This is a genomic window from Nocardiopsis sediminis, assembly GCF_042650565.1.
GTDB classification, from domain to species: Bacteria; Actinomycetota; Actinomycetes; order Streptosporangiales; family Streptosporangiaceae; genus Nocardiopsis_B; species Nocardiopsis_B sediminis.
Map to the genome: position 1 here is coordinate 163,657 of NZ_JBHSBH010000003.1, position 17,699 is coordinate 181,355.

Here is a 17,699-nt window from a genome sequence, read left to right on the forward strand (position 1 = left end):
GGCCGGCCCGTTCACGGCGGGCCGGCCGGGCGCCCACGCGGCGCGGGTCGTCGATGTCGGTGTCAGGGAGTCGTCACGGGCTCGAGCACGGCCTCGTCGGTGCCGGTCAGCGGAGGCAGGCCGTCGCCGCCGGGGTCGGTGTAGGAGGCGACGAAGACGCCCCGGAGGTTGTCGTGCTCGGGGTCGTGGCCCTCGGGGTCGGACGTCTGGATCGTGCCGGTGCAGCCGCTCGACGTCGTCTGCGGGTGGCCGTGGTCGTCGTGTCCGAGGATGTAGGTGACGGTGACCAGGTTGCAGTCCACCTCCTGGTCGTCGGCCACCTCCACCTCGAAGGGCACGGCGTCGCCGAAGGAGAACGTGTCGCCGTCCGCCGGCCGCACCAGGGTCACCTCAGGCGCCGTGTTGCCGACCACCACGTCCACCGACGCGGACGCCGACCGGCCGCGCGGGTCGGTCACCTTGAGCGCCACGTTGTAGAAGCCGTTCTCGGTGAACGTGTGCGAGGGGTTGGGCTCGCGGGAGTCGACTTCGCCGTCGTCGTCGAAGTGCCACTCGTAGCGGAGCCGGTCGCCGTCGGGGTCCTCGGTGCCCTCGCTGGAGAAGTCCACCGCCAGCGGGGCCTGCCCGTTGGTCGCGCTCGCCTCGACCTGCGGCACGGGCGAGTGGTTGCCGTCGCTGCCGATGTAGTCGATCCGCGACAGCTGCGCGTCGGGGTTCTCCGCGAAGTAGCCGTCGCCGTACTCCAGGACGTAGAGCGCCCCGTTGGACCCGAACTCGATGTCCATCGGGTTGTCGAAGACGAACGAGGGCAGCACCGGCTCGATGCCGGCGAGGCCGCCGTCGCCGTCGAGGCGGAAGCCCTTCACGTAGTCGCGGGTGAACTCGTGGAACAGCGGGATGCCGTCGTAGTACTCGGGCCAGCCCACGGCGGTGCGGCCCCGGGTGTTGCGCACGTCGAAGTCGTAGGCGGGCCCGGCCATCGGCCCGATGCCGCCCGTGCTGAGCTCGGGGAACTCCTCCGACTCGTTCTCGCCGTACCAGACCTGCGGCTGGGCCACCGGCGGCAGCTCGGTCAGGCCGGTGTTGCGCGGGGACTCGTTGACGGGGTTCGCGCAGTCGAACGCCTCGCCCGACTCCCCGGTGGCGAAGTCGTAGTCGATGTAGGGCATGTTCGGTGTCACGCAGTAGGGCCAGCCGAAGTTGGCGGGCTCGCGCACCACGGCCCACTGGCCGTGGCCGGCCGGGCCGCGGGCGGGGTCCGCCTCGGGGGCGTCGGGCGAGTAGTCGGCGACGAACAGGTCCCCGGTATTGCGGTCCAGCTCGATCCGGAACGGGTTGCGCAGCCCCATCACGTAGATCTCCGGGCGCGTGTCCTCGGTGCCCTCGGGGAACAGGTTCCCGGAGGGGATCGTGTAGGACCCGTCGCGCTGGACGTCGATGCGCAGCACCTTGCCGCGGAGGTCGGCGGTGTTGGCCGCGGTGCGCTGGGCGTCGAAGGCGGGGTTGGAGTCCGGGCGCTCGTCGATGGGGGTGTAGCCGCCCGAGGAGAACGGGTTGGTGTCGTCCCCGGTGGACAGGTAGAGCAGGCCGTCGTCGTCGAAGACGATGTCGCCGCCGACGTGGCAGCAGATGCCGCGGTTCTGCGGCACGTCCAGGATCTGCTGCTCGCTGGACAGGTCGATCTCGCCGTCGGCGAAGCGGAACCGGGACAGCCGCACCACCCCGTCGAACGGGGCGAAGTCCTCGGGCGTGCCGGTGATGGGCGCGTCGCCCTCGTTGACGTCGGGCGTGGCGGGGTCGTCCTCGGGCGTGTCCATCGGCGGCGCGTAGTACAGGTAGACCCAGTCGGACCGGCCGCCGCGCTGCCCGAAGTCGGGGTCGAGGGCGATGCTCTGCAACCCCTCCTCGTCGTGGCTGTACACGTCGAGCTCGGCGGCCACGGTGTTCTGCCCGGTCTCGGGGTCGTGCAGCCACACCTGGCCGTCGCGCGTGGTGTGCAGCACCCGGTCGTCGGGCAGTACGGCGAGGTCGATGGGCTCGCCCGGGGTGTCGTTGAGGGTGACCTTCTGGAACAGGTCCTCGGGCGGGGCGCCGTCGGCGGGGTCCGCCAGCGCAGGGGTGGGCGATGCGAGCAGGACGAGGACGGCGGTCGCGGCCCCCGCCGCGAGGCCGGCGCGTCTGTTCATGGTGTTCCCTTCAGCGGTCGGCGCAGGGGCCGATCGTGGTTTTCCGTCACTCAGAGCCGAACGCGGAGTCGAAGGACGATTCGGGCGGGTCGAACGCGTTGGCGCGGACGAACCGGACGGCCTCGGCGGCGCCGGTGAGCCGGTCCATTCCGGCGTCCTCCCACTCGACGGAGATGGGGCCCTGGTAGTCGATGCTGTTGAGGGTGCGGAAGCAGTCCTCCCAGGGCACGTCGCCGTGGCCGGTGGACACGAAGTCCCACCCGCGGCGCGGGTCGCCCCAGGGCAGGTGGGAGCCGAGGCGGCCGTTGCGCCCGTTGCCGGTCCGGCGGCGGGTGTCCTTGCAGTCCACGTGGTAGATCCGGTCGCGGAAGTCCCACAGGAAGGCGGCCGGGTCGATGTCCTGCCACACCATGTGGCTGGGGTCCCAGTTCAGCCCGAACGCGGGACGGTGCCCGATCGCCTCGAGGGTGCGCTCGGTGGTCCAGTGGTCGTAGGCGATCTCCGAGGGGTGCACCTCGTGGGCGAAGCGCACGCCGACCTCGTCGAACACGTCGAGGATGGGGTTCCAGCGGGCGGCGAAGTCGGCGTAGCCGTCCTCGATGACCGAGGCGGGGACCGGCGGGAACATCGCCACGTACTTCCAGATCGAGGAGCCGGTGAACCCGACCACGGTCGACACCCCCAGGCGGGCGGCGGCGCGGGCGGTCAGCTTCATCTCCTCGGCGGCGCGGGAGCGCACCCCCTCGGGCTCGCCGTCGCCCCAGATGCGGGACGGCAGCATGTCCTGGTGGCGCAGGTCGATGGGGTCGTCGCAGACGGCCTGGCCGGTGAGGTGGTTGGAGATCGCCCACACCTTGAGCCCGTGCCGGTGCAGTGTCGCGAGTTTCTCCTTGACGTAGGCGTCGTCGGCGGCGGCCCGGCGGACGTCCAGGTGGTCGCCCCAGCAGGCGATCTCCAGGCCGTCGTAGCCCCAGGACGACGCCAGCCGGCACACTTCCTCGAACGGCAGGTCCGCCCACTGTCCGGTGAAGAGGGTGATCGGTCGGGCCATGGTCGTGCTACCTCCAGGGATGGGGTGGTGGTCGGTGGTCGGTGGTCGGTGGTCGGGGGAGGGGGCGGTCGGCCGGTGTCGGGGGCAGGGGCGGGGCCGGGCCGCGAGGGCCGGGCGGGTCAGGCCGGCCTCGCCGGTGCCGGCACACCGACGAGACCGAGCATCAGGTCGCGGACATCGGTGGCGGCCATGCGGTCGCGCGCCTCGGCGCGGTCGGTGCACAGCACCACGGGGCCGTCGTCGGGGTCGTCGGGCAGGCGGCCGTGGGTGCCGCGCACCCAGTCGGCCTCCAGCGGGACCACGTTCATCGCGTAGCGGAGCCCAAGCTTCTTCTTGGCCAGCCCGAGTGCGGCGCGCGCCTTCACGGCCGGGTCGGCGGGGTCGAGGAACAGCTCGGCGGGGTCGTAGCCGGGCTTGCGGTGGATCTCCACCCCGCGGGCGAAGTCGGGGGCCCGGGCGTCGTCGCGCCAGTAGTAGTAGGTGAACCACGCGCCGGGGGCGGCGACCGCCACCAGCTCCCCGGAGCGGGCGTGGTCGAGGCCGTGATCGGCCTGGGCGGCGCGGTCGAGCACCAGGTCCACACCGGGCAGGCCGGCGAGCAGCCGGGCGACGTGGGCGACGTCGGCCGGGTCGGCGACGTAGACGTGCGCGGCCTGGTGGTCGGCGACCGCGAACGCGCGCGACGCCCACGGGTCCAGGTACTCCATGCCGTGCTGGGTGTAGACCTCCAGCAGGCCGGCCTCGCGCAGCGCCCGGTTGATGTGCACGGGCCGGTGGGCGCGGGAGATCCCGTACTCGCTGAGCACCAGGACTTCGGCGCCCAGGTCGCGCGCGTCGTCCAGGAGGGGGGCCAGCGCCGCGTCGACGTCGCGCACCGCCGCCAGGGCCTGCGCGGAGTCGGGGCCGTGCCGCTGGAGGTCGTAGTCGAGGTGGGGGACGTAGCAGAGGGTCAGGTCGGCCTGGGGGAGCAGCCGCCGGGTGGCGGCCACGATCCAGGAGGTGGAGGCCAGCGACGCGGTCGGCCCCCAGTACTGGAACAGGGGGAACGGGCCCAGCTCCGCGGTCAGCTCGTCGTGCAGCGCGGGCGGGCGGGCGTAGCAGTCGGGGGACTTGCGGCCGTCGGCGTGGTAGACGGGGCGCGGGGTGACGGTCCAGTCGGTGGACGCGCCCATCGCATACCACCAGCACACGTTGGCGGCGGTGAACCCGGGCCGGTGCCGGCGGGCGGTCTCCCACACCTTCTCGCCGCCGACGAGGCGGTTGTGCTGCCGCCACAGCATGACCTCGCCGAGGTCGCGGAAGTACCACCCGTTGCCGACGATGCCGTGGTCGCGCGGCAGGGCCCCGGTGAGGAACGTCGACTGGACCGGGCAGGTGACCGCCGGGAGCACGGTGTCCAGCGGCGCCCGCCAGCCCTCGTCGGCGAGGGCGCGCAGGCGGGGGGCGTGGGCGAGCAGGCGGGGCGTCAGCCCGACGACGTCGATCACGAGCAGCCGTCGTGTCATGCGGACCTCCTGGGGAACGGCCCCCGGCCGCCACCGGGGGTGGGCGGGGGTGCGGCGGTCGCGGAGACGGACGGGGCGCGGCCCGGCCGCCAGGGGACTCGGGGCTGGGGAGCGGTCGCGGTCATAGGGCCTCCAGGCCGAGGGCGGTCAGGCGGTCCCGGGTCCAGGCGATCTCGCCGGCGATCCCGGCGATCAGGCCCTCGGGACCCTCGGGGCGCTGTGCGGGCGGGAGTACCGACCAGGTGTAGGTCTCGACCTCGACGTGGTCGGTGAGTGCGGCGGGGCCGCCGAAGACGCGGCCGAGGGTGGCGGTCAGGTGGTCGCCGGTGCCGCGCAGGGGCTCGGCCGGGGGCGCGTGCACGGGGACGTGGAAGTGCACCCGCCACGGCCCCTCGCCTGGCAGCGGGGCCTCGCCGGCGAGGGCGTCGGGCAGGTCGTCGCGCGCCGTGGCCGCGCCGCCGGCGTGCTCGCGCACCTGGTGCAGGAAGCGGTCCTCGGCGAACGCCGCGAGGGCCGCGCGGGTTGCGGGCTCATCGGGGCGGGCCGCCTCGACCGCCGCCGACGCCTGGAGCTTGACCACGGGCAGCCCGGCCGCGCCCAGCCGGTCCAGCGCGGCGCCGGGCTCCTCGAAGGCGACGGCGAGATGGCAGGTGTCCAGGCAGACGCCCAGCCGGTCGCCGGGCAGCCCGGCCAGCAGGGATGCGGCCTGCGCGGTGGTCTCCACGATGCAGCCGGGCTCGCCCTCCAGGCCCACCCGGATCGTCCGCCCCTCCGCCTCCGCCACCGCGGACAGGCCCTCGGCCAGCCGGTCGAGGTGGTCGCGGGCGGCACGGTGCCGGCCCGGCGACCACGGGGTGCGCCACGCCAGGGGGACGGTGGAGATGCTGCCGCGGACGGCGTCGTCGGGCATGATGCGCGCCAGCACCCGTGCGCAGTCCAGCGTGTAGTCCAGGCGTGCGCGCTCGGTCCAGTCGGGGTGGTAGACGTCGTGCTTCACGGTCGGCGCGTGGAAGCCGGAGTAGGGGAACGCGTTGAGCGTGACCACCTCGCATCCGGCGGCGTCGAGGGCGGCGCGCAACCGGGCGGCCCCGCGCGGGTCGCGGGCCAGGCCGGCGGCCGCGGGGGCGGGCAGCCACAGCCCCAGGCCGAGCCGGTCGGCGTCCAGAGCGGCGCGGATGCCCCCGCCGTAGGTGCGGATCTGTGCGATCAGGCCGTCGAGGTCCTCGGCGGGGTGGACGTTGGTGCAGTAGGCGAGGTGGACCACGGTCCCGTCGGGGTGGCGCAGGCGCATCGGGTCACACCTCCCCGGGGCCGGGGCGGGCGCCGCGCAGGATCGAGTTGCCCGCGTAGGTGGCGGAGAGGTCGGGGGCGGCGTCGTCGCCGTCGTCGGCGAGCAGCAGCCGCCCGCTGCGGCCGAAGAACTCCACCGGGTTGCGCCACAGCACCCGGTCGACGTCGTCCTCGCCGAACCCGGCGGCGAGCATCTCCCGGCCGGTGTGCGCGGTGCTCAGCGGGTCGCTGTGCCCCCAGTCGGCCGCGGAGTTGACCACCACGCGCTCCAGGCCGCGCTCGGCGAGGATGCGCACCATGCGGACCGGGTCCATCTTGGTGTCGGGGTAGATGGAGAAGCCCAGCGTGCAGCCGGCGTCGTCGACCATGGCGACGGTGGTCTCGTTGAGGTGGTCGACCAGGACCATCTCCGGGGGCAGGCCGGAGGCGGCGACCAGCTCCAGCGTGCGCCGGGTGCCGGCGGCCTTGTCGCGGTGCGGGGTGTGCACGAGGACCGGCAGCCCGTGGTCGGCGGCCAGGTCGAGCTGGTACCGGAACGCCTTCTCCTCCTCGGCGGTCTGGGAGTCGAAGCCCACCTCGCCGACCGCGACCACCCCGTCCTTGGCCAGGTAGCGGGGGAGCACCTCCAAGACGCCGGCGCAGCGGGGGTCGTTGGCCTCCTTGGGGTTGAGCGCGATCGCGCAGTGGTGCCGGATCCCGAACCGCGCGGCGCGGAAGCGTTCCCAGCCGACGAGCGCGTCGAAGTAGTCCACGAAGGACCCCACCCCGGTCCGCGGCTGCCCCAGCCAGAACGCGGGCTCGACGATCGCGCGCACACCTGCGGAGTGCATCCGCTGGTAGTCGTCGGTGGTGCGGGACTGCATGTGGATGTGCGGGTCGAAGATGCGCATCACGCCTCCTTCAGGGGATCGTCCGGACCGCTGTGCTCGGCGGCCGTCAAGGGGCCGGTGGCGGTGTCCGCCCTGCCGGGGGGCGGGTCGGCCGCACGGCCGGAGGGCCGGGCGGTGCTCGGCGGGCCGGCCGTGGATTCGGCGGCATCGGGGTCCTGGGTGCTGGGACCGCCGTCGCCCGGTGCGCCGAGCGGACGCGAGGCCGGCGCTGCGGGGAGCGGGCCGTCCTTCGGACGCGCGGCAGTGGCTCGGCCCAGGCGCTCGACGGCGGCCCGCGGGCCCGGGTGGGCCGCCAGGAGTGGGGTCGTGTCCGCGGGCACGATGCGGCCGGCGGCGGCCCTTTCGGCGGCGAAGTCGGCGACCATGCGGGCGAGCTCGGCGTCGGTGTCGGCGCGTTCGCGCAGCCCCCACACCCCGGAGAGGGGGACCTCGGTGAACAGGCATTTCAGGATCGCCTGCCGCCACGCGGCGGCGTCCAGCCGCGCTGCGGCCGGGGTGCCCACGGCGGCGGCGATCAGCCTCGGGTCGTTGCTGCGCAGCGCGTCGGCGAGCAGCGGGACCGCGCGGACCCCGTCACCGAGGTGCGGCAGCGCGCGCAGGACCGCCCGCTTCTCGTCGGCGTCGCCGAACCGGTAGAGGGCGTCGACCTCGTCGGCGAGCCGGCCGGGCGGCACGGCGTCGCGCAGCGCCACGAGCAGTTCCCCGCGGACGAGGTCGTCGAGCGTCGGCCCGGCGATGCCGTCGGGGTCCCCGCTGGGCCCCGGTCCCCGTGCGACCCGGCGGGCCGCAGCGGGGAACACCACGGCGATCCGCCGCGGATCGCCGCCGATCTCGCGCGCCAGCGCATCCAGCCGTCCGCGCGCTTCCCCGTCCAGCGGGGCCCGCGCGCTCTCCTCCGGCGTCATCCTGCCTCCCCCTTCCTCGCCGAGGCCCGCTCCCGGTCGCCGGCCTGGTGCAGCGCCGAGCGCAGGGCGGCCAGTGACCGGGCCGCGACCGCCGGGGCGGCGTGGCCGTGACGCGGGAGTTCGACCGACGCCAGCCCGGTGTAGCCGGTGTCCAGCAGCGCGCCCAGGACTCCGGGCAGGTCGATCTCGCCGTCGCCGAACTCCAGGTGCTCATGGACGCCCGGCCGCATGTCGTCCAGCTGAACGTTGGCGATCAGCGCCCCCGTGCGGCGGACCGCCTCGGGTGCGGGCAGCGGCTCGTTGCAGACGCAGTGCCCGATGTCGACCGTCACCCGCAGCCGGTCCGGGTCGCCCAGGCGGCGGCGCAGCTCGGCGACGTCGGCGAGGGTCGCGGCGAACATTCCGGGCTCGGGTTCGAACGCGCAGACCACGCCGGCGCGCTCCGCTTCGTCGAGGACATCCGCCACTCCGGAGGTGAGCCGGTCCCACCCCGTGGCGGGGGAGACGCCGGGCGGCAGGATGCCCGACCAGAACGAGACGGCCTCGGCGCCGAGATCGGCCCCGATCCGCACGGCCCGCCGCAGCAGCTCCACCCGCCGGTCGCGGCCGGTGCCGGAGACGAGAGTCGGTTCGTGCTTGTGCCACGGGTCCAGCAGGTAGCGGGCGCCGGTCTCGATGACCACGGCCAGGTCCAGCTCGGCCAGGCGCGCACCAATCGCGGCGGTGCGAGCGGCGGCATCGGGCGCGAAGGGGTCGAGGTGCGGGTGGTCCAGGGTCAGGGCCACGCCCTCGTAGCCGAGGTCGGCGATGATCGCGAGCGCATCGTCGAGCCGGTGGTCGCCGAACCCGTTGCTCCCGTAGCCCAGGCGCAGGGTCATGCCGCCCCCCTTCCGCGGGGATGGATCGGCGCCCCTGCGCCGCGCGGGAACACCGGGACGGCCCGGGCCTTGGCCGGGAGCGCGGTTATCAGGGTGTGGGTCGGCGGTCTCACGTCGGCGACACCACCTTCGACGCGGCCGCCGCCACGGGGGTGGCGGCGAGCAGGACGGCAGCGGGGGCCAGGGCCCCCGTTCGGGCGATGAGGGCCGCTTGGAGCGGGATCATGCCGTGGATGCCCGCCCCCGTGGCCGAGCGCACGGTGTCGGCCCGGGGGTCGCTGGCCGCCCGGGCCTGTGCAGCCCCCACCGCCGAGGCGAATCGGGTGGCGAACAGGGCGGTGGCCGCGACGGTGGGTTCGTGCACGCGGCGGCCGGCGCCGCGGTGGACGGGGGACGCCGCGAGCAGGGCCGCGGTGGCCGTGGCGGCCAGGGCGGTGCCCGCGGTGGCGCGGGAGCCGCCGTGGACCTCGCCACGGCTCAGCGTGGTCACCCCGAGGGTGTGGACGGCCATCGCGGCAGCGGGCAGGGCCGCCGCGCGCGGACGGGGCCCCGCGCCCAGGAGGACGTCGAGCGCGCGGGTGGCCGCCATCCCCGGCGGACCCAGCGGGGTCGGCTTGAGAACCAGGTCGTAGCCCCACACCGCGGCCGCCAGCGCGGTCGCCGTCCCCGCGGACCGGCGGCCGCCCGCTGCACCGGCCACCGCGACGCCCGCCGCGGTCAGGCCCGCGGCCAGGGCCAGCGCCTCGCCCGGGCGCACCCGGCCCGAGGGGATGGGGCGCTCGGGGCGCTCGACGGCGTCGAGCTCGCGGTCCGCGTAGTCGTTGAGCGCCATCCCCGCCCAGTACAGGCAGGCGGAGGCGACCGGCAGCGCGTAGGTGCGCCGGCCGAGCGGCCACCCCGCTGCCGCGGCGCCGGCGAGCGTGTCGCCGGGCACGGTGAGGGCGGCGGGAAGCCGCACGAGCTCGACGAGGTCGCGCCACCGCGGCGCGCGGCCCGTGCGCCGCCGGGACTCGGGTGCGGAGCCCTCCGTGCCACGGAGTCGCCGGGGCCCGGGGAGCCCGTCCCCCGTACCGCGGCGCGGCCGGCCGCGTTCCGTGTTCCGCCGTGCGCCTGTCACGGTGTCACCCCCGTCCCGCCCGTCGTGGAGCCCAGGCGGGCGCACCACGCGACCAGGGCGTCCCACTGCGCGGCGAGGCGGTGCTCGTCGGTGCCCGCGGGGTCCTTGAAGAAGAACCCGAGCGCCGGCAGCGGGCCCGCCTCGCCGGCCTCGTGGGCCCGCGCGACCAGCCGCGCCAGGTCCAGCACCAGTGGGGCGGCGAGTGCGGAGTCGATGCCCGCCCAAGTGAACTGGAGCGTCATCCGGGTGCCGAGGAACCCCTCGAACGAGATGTGGTCCCAGGCCGTCTTGGCGTCGCCCATGTCCGGGACGTAGTCGATGTGCAGGGGGCCGTCGACGGCGTGGCCGAGCATCTGCGGCAGGCCGTGGGCCTTGGACGCCGTCTTGCTGTCGGCGTTCGCCGGGTCGGCCAGGGTCTCTCCGTCGCCGCCGCCGAGCAGGTTGACCGACGACCAGGAGCGCACCCGCAGCGCGCGGGTCGCGAACATCGGTGCGAGTGCACTCTTCAGCAGTGTCTCGCCGGTCTTGCCGTCGGATCCCGCCCAGGGAAGGCCCCGGGTGGCGGCGAGCGCGGCGATCGCATCCGGGCGCGGCCCGGGGCTGGGGGTGAACCCGACGTAGGCGCATCCGGCGCGGAACGCCGCGTAGGCGTAGAGGCAGCTCGCGGGGAGCACGGGGACGGGGCCGTCCAGCGCGGCCTCCAGCGCGTCCGGCGACGCCGTTGCGGCGGTGGCCGCGGCGCTTAGGGGCGGCTCGGTGCTGGAGATGTCGATGACCACGACCCGGTCGAGCTCGTTGGCGGACCGGAACTCGCGAAGGTCGGCCTCGATCCGGTCGGCCGAGGCCCGCTGCGGCCCGTGGTCGGCGAGGACGCCGTGCCGGATCCGGGCGTCGACGTCCGCGAGGCCGTCGACGACGGCGGCGGGCAGGTGCGCGGGGACCACGCCGGCCTGGGCCAGCGCCTCGGCGCGCTTGGGCAGCGTGGTGGCGGTGACGTCGTGCCCGCCGAAGACCAGGTCCGAGATATCCGGCGCCCCGGCCGCATCGGGCCCGGGAAGGTCGGCGACGCACCCGGTGCGCCCGGCCGCCCCCGCGCCGATGGCAAGGGCCCCCACGACCGTCGTTGTGGCGACGGACCCCCGCGCGCCGATGAACCAAACACCGATACGGCCGTTCATGCCGAGCCTCCTTGCCGTGCTGTACCGCCCTGATCGATCGAGGCGAAGACCCCCGGGAGGATCGCCCCGTCTCGCCGCCGGTGGGGCCGCGTCCCGTCTCCGGGGCGGGTGCCCCGGCGGCGCATCCCGCCCTCGGCGGTCCGGCCGCCTCCCGAAGCCGTGGCACCGACCGGAACCGCCCGGCGCCCGGTCGAGCGCGCTGCGCCGCCGGTCGGCCGCTCAGCGTCCGGCGGACACGCATGGAGGTGCCGCGACAGCGGCAAGTCCCCTCTGGGACGCACCGATGCGGTGGCCGTTGCGGCCGCGTGGGGGACCGGATCGGAGCCCCGGGCCTGGGTGGTGGAGTCCGGGAGACAGAAGGGCGCGCGGTGCAGCGGCGCAGCGCTGCCGACCGCGGAGGCCCGGGAGAGGCGCGTGGTGAGGTGTGCTGCCTTGAGGGCGGGAGGGCCGTCACAGAGGTCGCGCCCGAGGCCGGCGACGCCTTGGAAGTGGCGGGCCGGGTGATGCTGCGCGGAGCGTGGGGGCCGGATGCGGCGGCAGAGGGCCGCCATCGTGCTCTCTTCGGCCGCGGGCGCGGTCATGCTCCCGGCGGTGTGCGGTAGCGCGCGGACGACCATCGGTGTGGGGAGGGGCGGGCGCCCGGCGAGGCCCGCTGCCAGTGCCGGGGAGGGGTGCGTGGGGGTCATGAGGTCGGCTCCTCGCGGGCGTCGGTGCCCTCGGGGGCGGAGTCGGGGATGAGGGCCTCGCTGCCCGGCTGGGCGGGCAGGAAGATGTGGACGTGGCCGTGGCCCGCCTCGACCGCGACGACGTCGAGCTGGGTCGCGGCGACCGACCAGGCGCGCACCGCCTGGGTGCGCAGGTCGCCGGCGACCTCCAGCAGGTGGTCGCGCTGGTCGCCGTCGGCGTCCTCCGCGCTCTGGTAGACCTCCACCGAGGACGCCAGCAGCTCGACCGCGCTGCGCAGACCGCCGCGGGCGACGTTGTGGCCGGTGTCGCCCGAGGGCGAGGCCTGGAAGGTCTCGGCCACGTCGTCGACCGTCGAACGCCAGCCCGCCACCTCATCACCGCCGGGGCCGTCCGCGGGGGCCGCCGCCCCGGCGGCGGGCAGTGCCGTGTCGAGCCCTTCGAGCACCGGCACCAGGTCGTCGTGGGCGGTGCGGGTCTGCTCGACCAGCTCCTCGACCTGCGCCACGTTCTGCGCGTCCTCCGACGCCTCCAGCTCGGCGACGCGTTCGGGATCGGGGCCCGGGGGCGGCTCGCGGGTCAGCACGATCGCCGCAACGACCCCGGCCGCGACGGCCAGGCACCCGAGCACGGCCGCCGCGACACGCCACGCGCCCGGCCCCCGGCCCGGCGTCGCCGTCGCGGGCGCGGCGGATCCGCCTGCGCCTGCCTTGCCGGAGCCGCCGGCCCTGCGGGATCCGGCTGCGCGGGCGGACCCGGCCGTCTTGCCGGTCCCCTCAGGCTTCGGGGACCCGCCGGTTCTGGCCGGGCGGCGGCCCGGCTTGCGTGTGGTGGGCGGTCCGCCGGCCGGGTCGGTCGGTGTCGTGCCGGTGTCCGTTGATCGAGCTCCCATGTCGCCACCCCTCTCCGTGCGGCCGGGCCGCACCACGGCCCCGCCTTGCGGCGGGTCCACCTGCCTGTCCCGTCTCCCCTGCCTGTCCGGTCTGTCCTGCCTGTCCCGTCTCCCCGTCCGGCCGGGGACCCTGAGGTCCCCGGGTGTGCCCATCGTTTTGCGTTCGCTCGGTCACGTTCTGTTGTTGCGGCCGTGTTAACGGCCGGTGCTCGTCGTCGGGATCCCTCCCGCCCGCCCCGGAGGGGCGGGCGGGAGGGCGCGGGGAGCCCGCGGCGGGCGGGCTCCCCGCCTGGCTAGAGGTCGGTCCTCAGGGCTTCGGACACGGCCAGGAGCATCGACCGGGCGGCGTCGTCGTCGACGCCCTCCGCTGTCGTGTCGAACCGGTCCAGGGCGCTGCGAGCCTGGGCCGTCCTGCCGCCTTCGGCGGAGTCCTCGGCGGTGTCCAGGTGGGCGTGCAGCCGCTCCGCCTGGGCGCGGCTGAGCAGCCCCTCCTCGCGGTAGCCGTCGATGATCTCTCCGGCCTCCTCGTAGGTCACCGTGATCTCGAAGGCCGCCGCGGCCTCCCCGGTGTTGCCCGCGGTGTCGGTGGCCTGCGCGGTGAGCGTGTGCTCACCGGGCTCCAGGCGATCGAGCGACGCGGGCGATGCGATCTCCTCTCCGTCGAGCGCGAGCGCCACCGACGCGACGCCCGATGTCTCGTCCTGTGCCGACGCCTCGACCTCGAGTGCGTCGCGCACGCTGTAGGCGCCGCCGTCGTCCACACCGGTGACGGCGACCTCGGGGGCGGAGGTGTCGACGCGCAGCTCCAGCGACCCGGTCTCCGAGGTGCCCGCGTCGTTGCCGGCGCGGTACTCCACGGTGTGCTCGCCGTCCTGGTCGACCGTGACCGGCGCGTCGTAGCCCGTCCACTCGCCGTCGTCGAGGCGGTACTCGATCCCGGCTTCGGGGTCGTCGGCCGCCAGCGTCACCGTGACCGGCGAGGTGTACCAGCCCTCGGCGCCGTCCGGCTCGCCCGGGTCGGTCGTCGCCGTGACGGCCGGGACCTCCCCTTCGGGCCCGCTGTCGAGCCGGAAGCCGGAGAACTCGGCGCGGGCCGTCTCCTCCGTGGAGTGGGCGGTCGCCGCCATGCCGATGTCGAGCTGCGCCGGTGCCGCCGCCACGGTGGCCTGCTCGACCTCCGTGAACTCCTCGCCGTCGGTGGAGTAGGACCCGGTGAAGGTCTCGCCGTCGCGCTCCAGCCGGAGCCACAGCGGACGCCCGGCGTCGGCCGCGCCGAACTGCGACGACTCCAGCTGACCGTCGCCGTCGGCGTCCCACAGCATCTCCGGCCCGTCGCCGCCGGTCGTGGTCACGGCCACGTAGCCCGGCGACTGCCCGGGCAGGGTCATGTCCTCGCGGACGACGATCCCCGCCTTGGCGCGCGGATGCGCCGCATCCAGCGCGTCCACCCGCACGGTCGCGGTGAACGCCTCGCCCGCCGCGTCCGGCTGGAAGACGGCCCCGTACTCGTCGGTGGCCTGCCACATGTCGGCGCCGTCGGCCTCGATGGTCCAGGCGTCGTCCCCGTACTGCGCGAACTCGGCCTCGCCGGTCGCGTGGGTCGTCCAGGGCGGACGCACCGCGTCGCCGCCGACGACGATCCCCGCCCGGCGCGAGTCCCGGGTGGCCCCGGTGTCGCTGGTCGCGCGGGCCCGGATCTCGTGGCGGCCGTCGGGGGCGGCCCACTCCAGCTCGTAGGGGGCCTCCGTGTCCTCGCCGATCACCGTCGACCCGGAGAGGAACTCGACCTTCTCGATGTCGTGCAGTTCGTCGGTGGCCTCGGCGGACAGCTCCACCGTGGCCCCGCTGTCATAGGCCGTCCCGTTCTCCGGCGAGGTCAGGGTGACCCGCGGCCGGCTGTCGACCGCGACGCCCCGCCCGCCGAACTCGATGAAGTTGAGGGTGAACAGGTCGGCTCCGGCCCCGTTGAACACCAGGTACAGGTCGACGGTGCGCCCGGGGTCGGTGACGTCGACGGTGACGTCGTCCCAGGTCTGCCACCCTCCGGTGGGCGCCACTTCGGCGGTGCCCAGCAGCTCTCCGTCGGGGGCGTCCGCGCGGACCTCGATGGACCCGCCCGTCCCGCCGGAGGCGACCCGGAAGGTGAGGTCGTCGATCCCGCTCAGGCTCATCGGCGCATAGGCGACGTGGTCGCCGTCGTCGATGCCCGTCAGGTGCACGCCGCCGCCCTCGATGTCGGTGGTCGGCGCCGTGCTCACCCCCTCGGCCGCGGTGTAGTGCTCGGCCTGCTTGCGCTTGGGCTGGAGCAGCGCCTCGGCGCGGCCCGTCAGCGGCGCGACCGCGCCGTCGGCCCCTCCGCTGTCGGTGTACTCCGCGGCGATCACGTAGTAGAGGTTGGCCTCGGCGCCGTGCCCGTCGTCGGCGAGCGTGGGCACCGTGGCCTCGCACCCCGTGAACTGGTCGACCAGGTGGGCGTGCTCGTCGTGGCCCAGGGACGCGGTGATGGTGACGTCGGCGCAGTCGATGCCGCCGTCCTCGGTCGACCCGTCCTCGGCGTCGGTGACGGTGACCTCGGCCTCCACGTCATCGCCGAACTCGAACAGCCCGCCGTCGGGCGGCAGCGAGATCTCCACCTCGGGCCGGGTGTTGCCGACCGAGACGGCGACGTTGGCGGTCGATGTGAGCCCCGCGGAGTCGGTGGCGGTGAGCTGGGCGGTGTAGTTGCCGGCCTCGGTGTAGGTGTGCACCGGGTTCGCTTCGGTCGACGTGGAGCCGTCACCGAAGTCCCAGCTCAGCGCGATGGTCTCCCCGGGGTCGGGGTGGTGGCTGCCTTCGGAGGAGAACCGCACCTCCAGCGGGGCGCCGCCGCTGTCGGGGTCGGCGGAGGCGACCGCGACCGGGTACTTCACCCCGCCCGTGTAGTCGATGCGGTAGAGCCCGGAGTCGCCGCCGGTGCCGAACCCGGCCCCCCATTCCAGCAGGTAGAGGGCGCCGTCCGGACCGAACTCCATGTCCATCGGCTGGTCGAACTCCATGTCGGGCAGGAACGCCGTGACGTCGAGGACACCGCCCTCGTCGTCGAGCCCGACCTCCTTGATGTAGTTGCGGCCCCACTCGTAGAAGAGGTTCTTGCCGTCGAGGTAGGCGGGGAACTTCCGGTTGGATTCGAGGTCGGGGTCGTAGCGGTAGACCGGGCCGGCCATCGGCGCCGCCGGCCCCTCGCCCAGCTCCGGCCAGTCCTCGGAGGGCCCGTAGCCGTAGTGGAAGCCCGGGGGCACCGACGGCGGCAGCTCGGTGAGGCCGGTGTTGTTGGGCGATTCGTTGACCGGCGCCTCGCAGTCGAAGGCGTCGCCGGAGGTGCCGGTCGCGAAGTCGTAGTCGCGGTAGGGCAGGTTGGGCCCGTGGCAGTAGGGCCAGCCGAAGTTGCCGGGCTCGCTGACCGACGCCCACTCCACCAGGCCCTCGGGCCCGCGTTCGGGGTCGCCGGCGTTGGCGTCGGGCCCGTAGTCGGCGACGAGCAGGTCGCCGCTGACCGGGTCGACGGTGAACCGGAAGGGGTTGCGGAAGCCCATGGCGTAGATCTCGGGCCGGGCCAGCTCCGGGTCGTAGGTGCCGCCGGGGAAGAGGTGGTCCCAGGCGCCGCCGTTGAACAGGTTGCCTTCGGGCACGGTGTAGGTGCCGTCGTCCTGCGGGGTGATGCGCAGGACCTTGCCGCGCAGGTCGGCGGTGTTGGCCGAGGTGCGCTGGGCGTCCCACGGCTCGCGGCCCGGCCGCTCGTCGATGGGGGAGTAGCCGTCGGAGGCGAAGGGGTTGGTGTCGTCGCCGACCCCGATGTAGAGGTCGCCGTCGGGGCCGAACTCCAGGTCGCCGCCCGTGTGGCCGGGCTCGTTCACGCGCAGCGCCGGGATCTCCAGCAGGACCGACTCCGACTCCGGGTCGAGCCGGGTGCCGTCGTCGGTGACGGTGAAACGCGAGACGCGGTTGACCATGTTCGCCGGGTCGGTATCGTCCCCGCTCGCCGGCGCGTAGTACAGGTACAGGTGCCCGTTCTCGGCGAAGCCCGGATCGAGCGCGACCCCCACCAGGCCGTCCTCGCCGCCGGTGTAGACGTCGAGGGTGCCGATGGTGGTGCTGAGGTTGGTGGCCGGGTCGAACACCCGCACCTGGCCCTGCCGCTGCACGTAGACCACGCGCCCGTCATCGGCGACGGCCAGCCCCATGGGGTCGTAGGTCTCGGTGTCCAGCGACACCTTCTCGTAGTTGTCCCAGACGGTGCCGCCGCAGTCGGCCTCGACCACGCCCGCCGCGCTGCGCACGCCGCCGAGCAGGTGGTCGATGAACTCCGGCTCGCTGTAGGCGGCCGTGGGGTGGCCCATCGAGGTCGCCCAGATCGGTGCGCCGTCGACGTCGCGGCACCAGGAGATGGGGTGGTCGTGGCCCATGGCGTCGGGGCCGGGGTCGTAGGTGGACTCGTCGGCGGTCACCAGGACCTGGACGTCGCCGCGCACGTTGACGTCGAAGTTGTACCACTCCTCCTCGCGCTCCCAGACGGCCGGCAGGCCCTGGGTGGAGGGGTGGACCCGGTCGGCGACCTTGGCGGTCCCGGGCAGCACCCCGGGGGAGTGGGTGGGCATGTGGGCGCCGGCGTTGACCAGGTCGTCCCACCACGGGAAGTCGTTCTCGATGCCCATGTCGGTGGCGTTGTGGACGGCCGCGATTCCGCCCCCGCCCTCGACGTAGTCCTGGATCGCCTGGCGCTGGGCGTCGTCCTCCCAGACCATGCCGGAGGTCTGGAACATGATGACGACGTCGTAGGTGGCCAGGTCGGCGTCGTTGAAGACCGCGGAGTCCTCGGTGTGCTCGATCGCGAAGTTGTTATCGGCCGCGAGCCGTTCGAACAGGGCGATGCCCGCGGGGATGGATTCGTGCCGGTAGCCCGCCGTCTTGGTGAACAGCAGGGCGCGGAATTCGGGCTCGTCGCCGGTGTCGGCGTTGGCGACGGCGGGGGCCAGGGCGAACAGGAGCAGACAGGAGATGAGTACGGCGCCGAGTGATCGCAGGCGTCGCAAGCGTGCGCTCATGGAAGAAACCTCACCGGTCGGGAAGACGTGGGAAAGGGTCAT

Annotated in this window: 11 protein-coding genes; all 11 read right to left on the reverse strand. The window is 74.6% G+C overall.

The window, feature by feature from the left end:
- Positions 1–62: 62 nt before the first annotated feature.
- The 11 genes from ACFOVU_RS02165 to ACFOVU_RS02215 all read right to left on the reverse strand — a co-directional run bounded on the left by ACFOVU_RS02165 (position 63) and on the right by ACFOVU_RS02215 (position 17,657).
- A complete protein-coding gene (locus ACFOVU_RS02165) occupies positions 63–2,186 on the reverse strand; it encodes a PQQ-dependent sugar dehydrogenase (RefSeq protein ID WP_378529553.1) in 2,124 nt (707 codons plus the stop codon).
- A gap of 46 nt (positions 2,187–2,232) precedes the next feature.
- Positions 2,233–3,237 carry a sugar phosphate isomerase/epimerase family protein gene (locus ACFOVU_RS02170; protein ID WP_378529554.1) on the reverse strand — a complete coding sequence of 335 codons (1,005 nt, stop codon included), beginning with the start codon at positions 3,235–3,237 and terminating at the stop codon, positions 2,233–2,235.
- A 119-nt stretch (positions 3,238–3,356) separates the two neighbouring features.
- Positions 3,357–4,742, reverse strand: a complete 1,386-nt coding sequence (locus ACFOVU_RS02175; protein WP_378529555.1) for a nucleotide pyrophosphatase/phosphodiesterase family protein — start codon at positions 4,740–4,742, stop codon at positions 3,357–3,359.
- Between the two features lie 121 nt (positions 4,743–4,863).
- The gene (eboE, locus tag ACFOVU_RS02180) at positions 4,864–6,033 is read right to left on the reverse strand and encodes a metabolite traffic protein EboE (RefSeq protein WP_378529556.1); all 1,170 of its coding nucleotides are present in this window, start codon (positions 6,031–6,033) and stop codon (positions 4,864–4,866) included.
- A 4-nt stretch (positions 6,034–6,037) separates the two neighbouring features.
- Positions 6,038–6,922 (reverse strand): TatD family hydrolase, encoded by an 885-nt coding sequence (locus ACFOVU_RS02185; RefSeq protein WP_378529557.1) that lies wholly within the window; start codon positions 6,920–6,922, stop codon positions 6,038–6,040.
- Complete coding sequence (locus tag ACFOVU_RS02190) at positions 6,922–7,827, reverse strand: EboA domain-containing protein (RefSeq protein ID WP_378529558.1); 906 nt, start codon at positions 7,825–7,827, stop codon at positions 6,922–6,924. The genes ACFOVU_RS02185 and ACFOVU_RS02190 overlap by 1 nt, the downstream gene beginning before the upstream one ends.
- Positions 7,824–8,705, reverse strand: a complete 882-nt coding sequence (locus ACFOVU_RS02195) for a sugar phosphate isomerase/epimerase family protein (RefSeq protein ID WP_378529559.1) — start codon at positions 8,703–8,705, stop codon at positions 7,824–7,826. The genes ACFOVU_RS02190 and ACFOVU_RS02195 overlap by 4 nt, the downstream gene beginning before the upstream one ends.
- Before the next feature lie 109 nt (positions 8,706–8,814).
- Positions 8,815–9,663, reverse strand: a complete 849-nt coding sequence (locus ACFOVU_RS02200; protein ID WP_378529560.1) for an SCO3242 family prenyltransferase — start codon at positions 9,661–9,663, stop codon at positions 8,815–8,817.
- 155 nt (positions 9,664–9,818) lie between these two features.
- Complete coding sequence (locus ACFOVU_RS02205) at positions 9,819–11,000, reverse strand: inositol-3-phosphate synthase (RefSeq protein WP_378529561.1); 1,182 nt, start codon at positions 10,998–11,000, stop codon at positions 9,819–9,821.
- Between the two features lie 682 nt (positions 11,001–11,682).
- The gene (locus ACFOVU_RS02210) at positions 11,683–12,315 is read right to left on the reverse strand and encodes a hypothetical protein (protein WP_378529562.1); all 633 of its coding nucleotides are present in this window, start codon (positions 12,313–12,315) and stop codon (positions 11,683–11,685) included.
- Positions 12,316–12,869: 554 nt separating this feature from the next.
- Positions 12,870–17,657, reverse strand: coding sequence for a ThuA domain-containing protein (locus tag ACFOVU_RS02215; RefSeq protein WP_378529563.1), 4,788 nt, complete (start codon positions 17,655–17,657; stop codon positions 12,870–12,872).
- Positions 17,658–17,699 lie beyond the last annotated feature (42 nt).

What these genes read in the sequence shown, in the direction of transcription:
- ACFOVU_RS02165 (WP_378529553.1), bottom strand. Translation starts at nt 2,186, where the DNA reads ATGAACAGACGCGCCGGCCTCGCGGCGGGGGCCGCGACCGCCGTCCTC.
- ACFOVU_RS02170 (WP_378529554.1), bottom strand. Translation starts at nt 3,237, where the DNA reads ATGGCCCGACCGATCACCCTCTTCACCGGACAGTGGGCGGACCTGCCG.
- ACFOVU_RS02175 (WP_378529555.1), bottom strand. Translation starts at nt 4,742, where the DNA reads ATGACACGACGGCTGCTCGTGATCGACGTCGTCGGGCTGACGCCCCGC.
- eboE (WP_378529556.1), bottom strand. Translation starts at nt 6,033, where the DNA reads ATGCGCCTGCGCCACCCCGACGGGACCGTGGTCCACCTCGCCTACTGC.
- ACFOVU_RS02185 (WP_378529557.1), bottom strand. Translation starts at nt 6,922, where the DNA reads ATGCGCATCTTCGACCCGCACATCCACATGCAGTCCCGCACCACCGAC.
- ACFOVU_RS02190 (WP_378529558.1), bottom strand. Translation starts at nt 7,827, where the DNA reads ATGACGCCGGAGGAGAGCGCGCGGGCCCCGCTGGACGGGGAAGCGCGC.
- ACFOVU_RS02195 (WP_378529559.1), bottom strand. Translation starts at nt 8,705, where the DNA reads ATGACCCTGCGCCTGGGCTACGGGAGCAACGGGTTCGGCGACCACCGG.
- ACFOVU_RS02205 (WP_378529561.1), bottom strand. Translation starts at nt 11,000, where the DNA reads ATGAACGGCCGTATCGGTGTTTGGTTCATCGGCGCGCGGGGGTCCGTC.
- ACFOVU_RS02215 (WP_378529563.1), bottom strand. Translation starts at nt 17,657, where the DNA reads ATGAGCGCACGCTTGCGACGCCTGCGATCACTCGGCGCCGTACTCATC.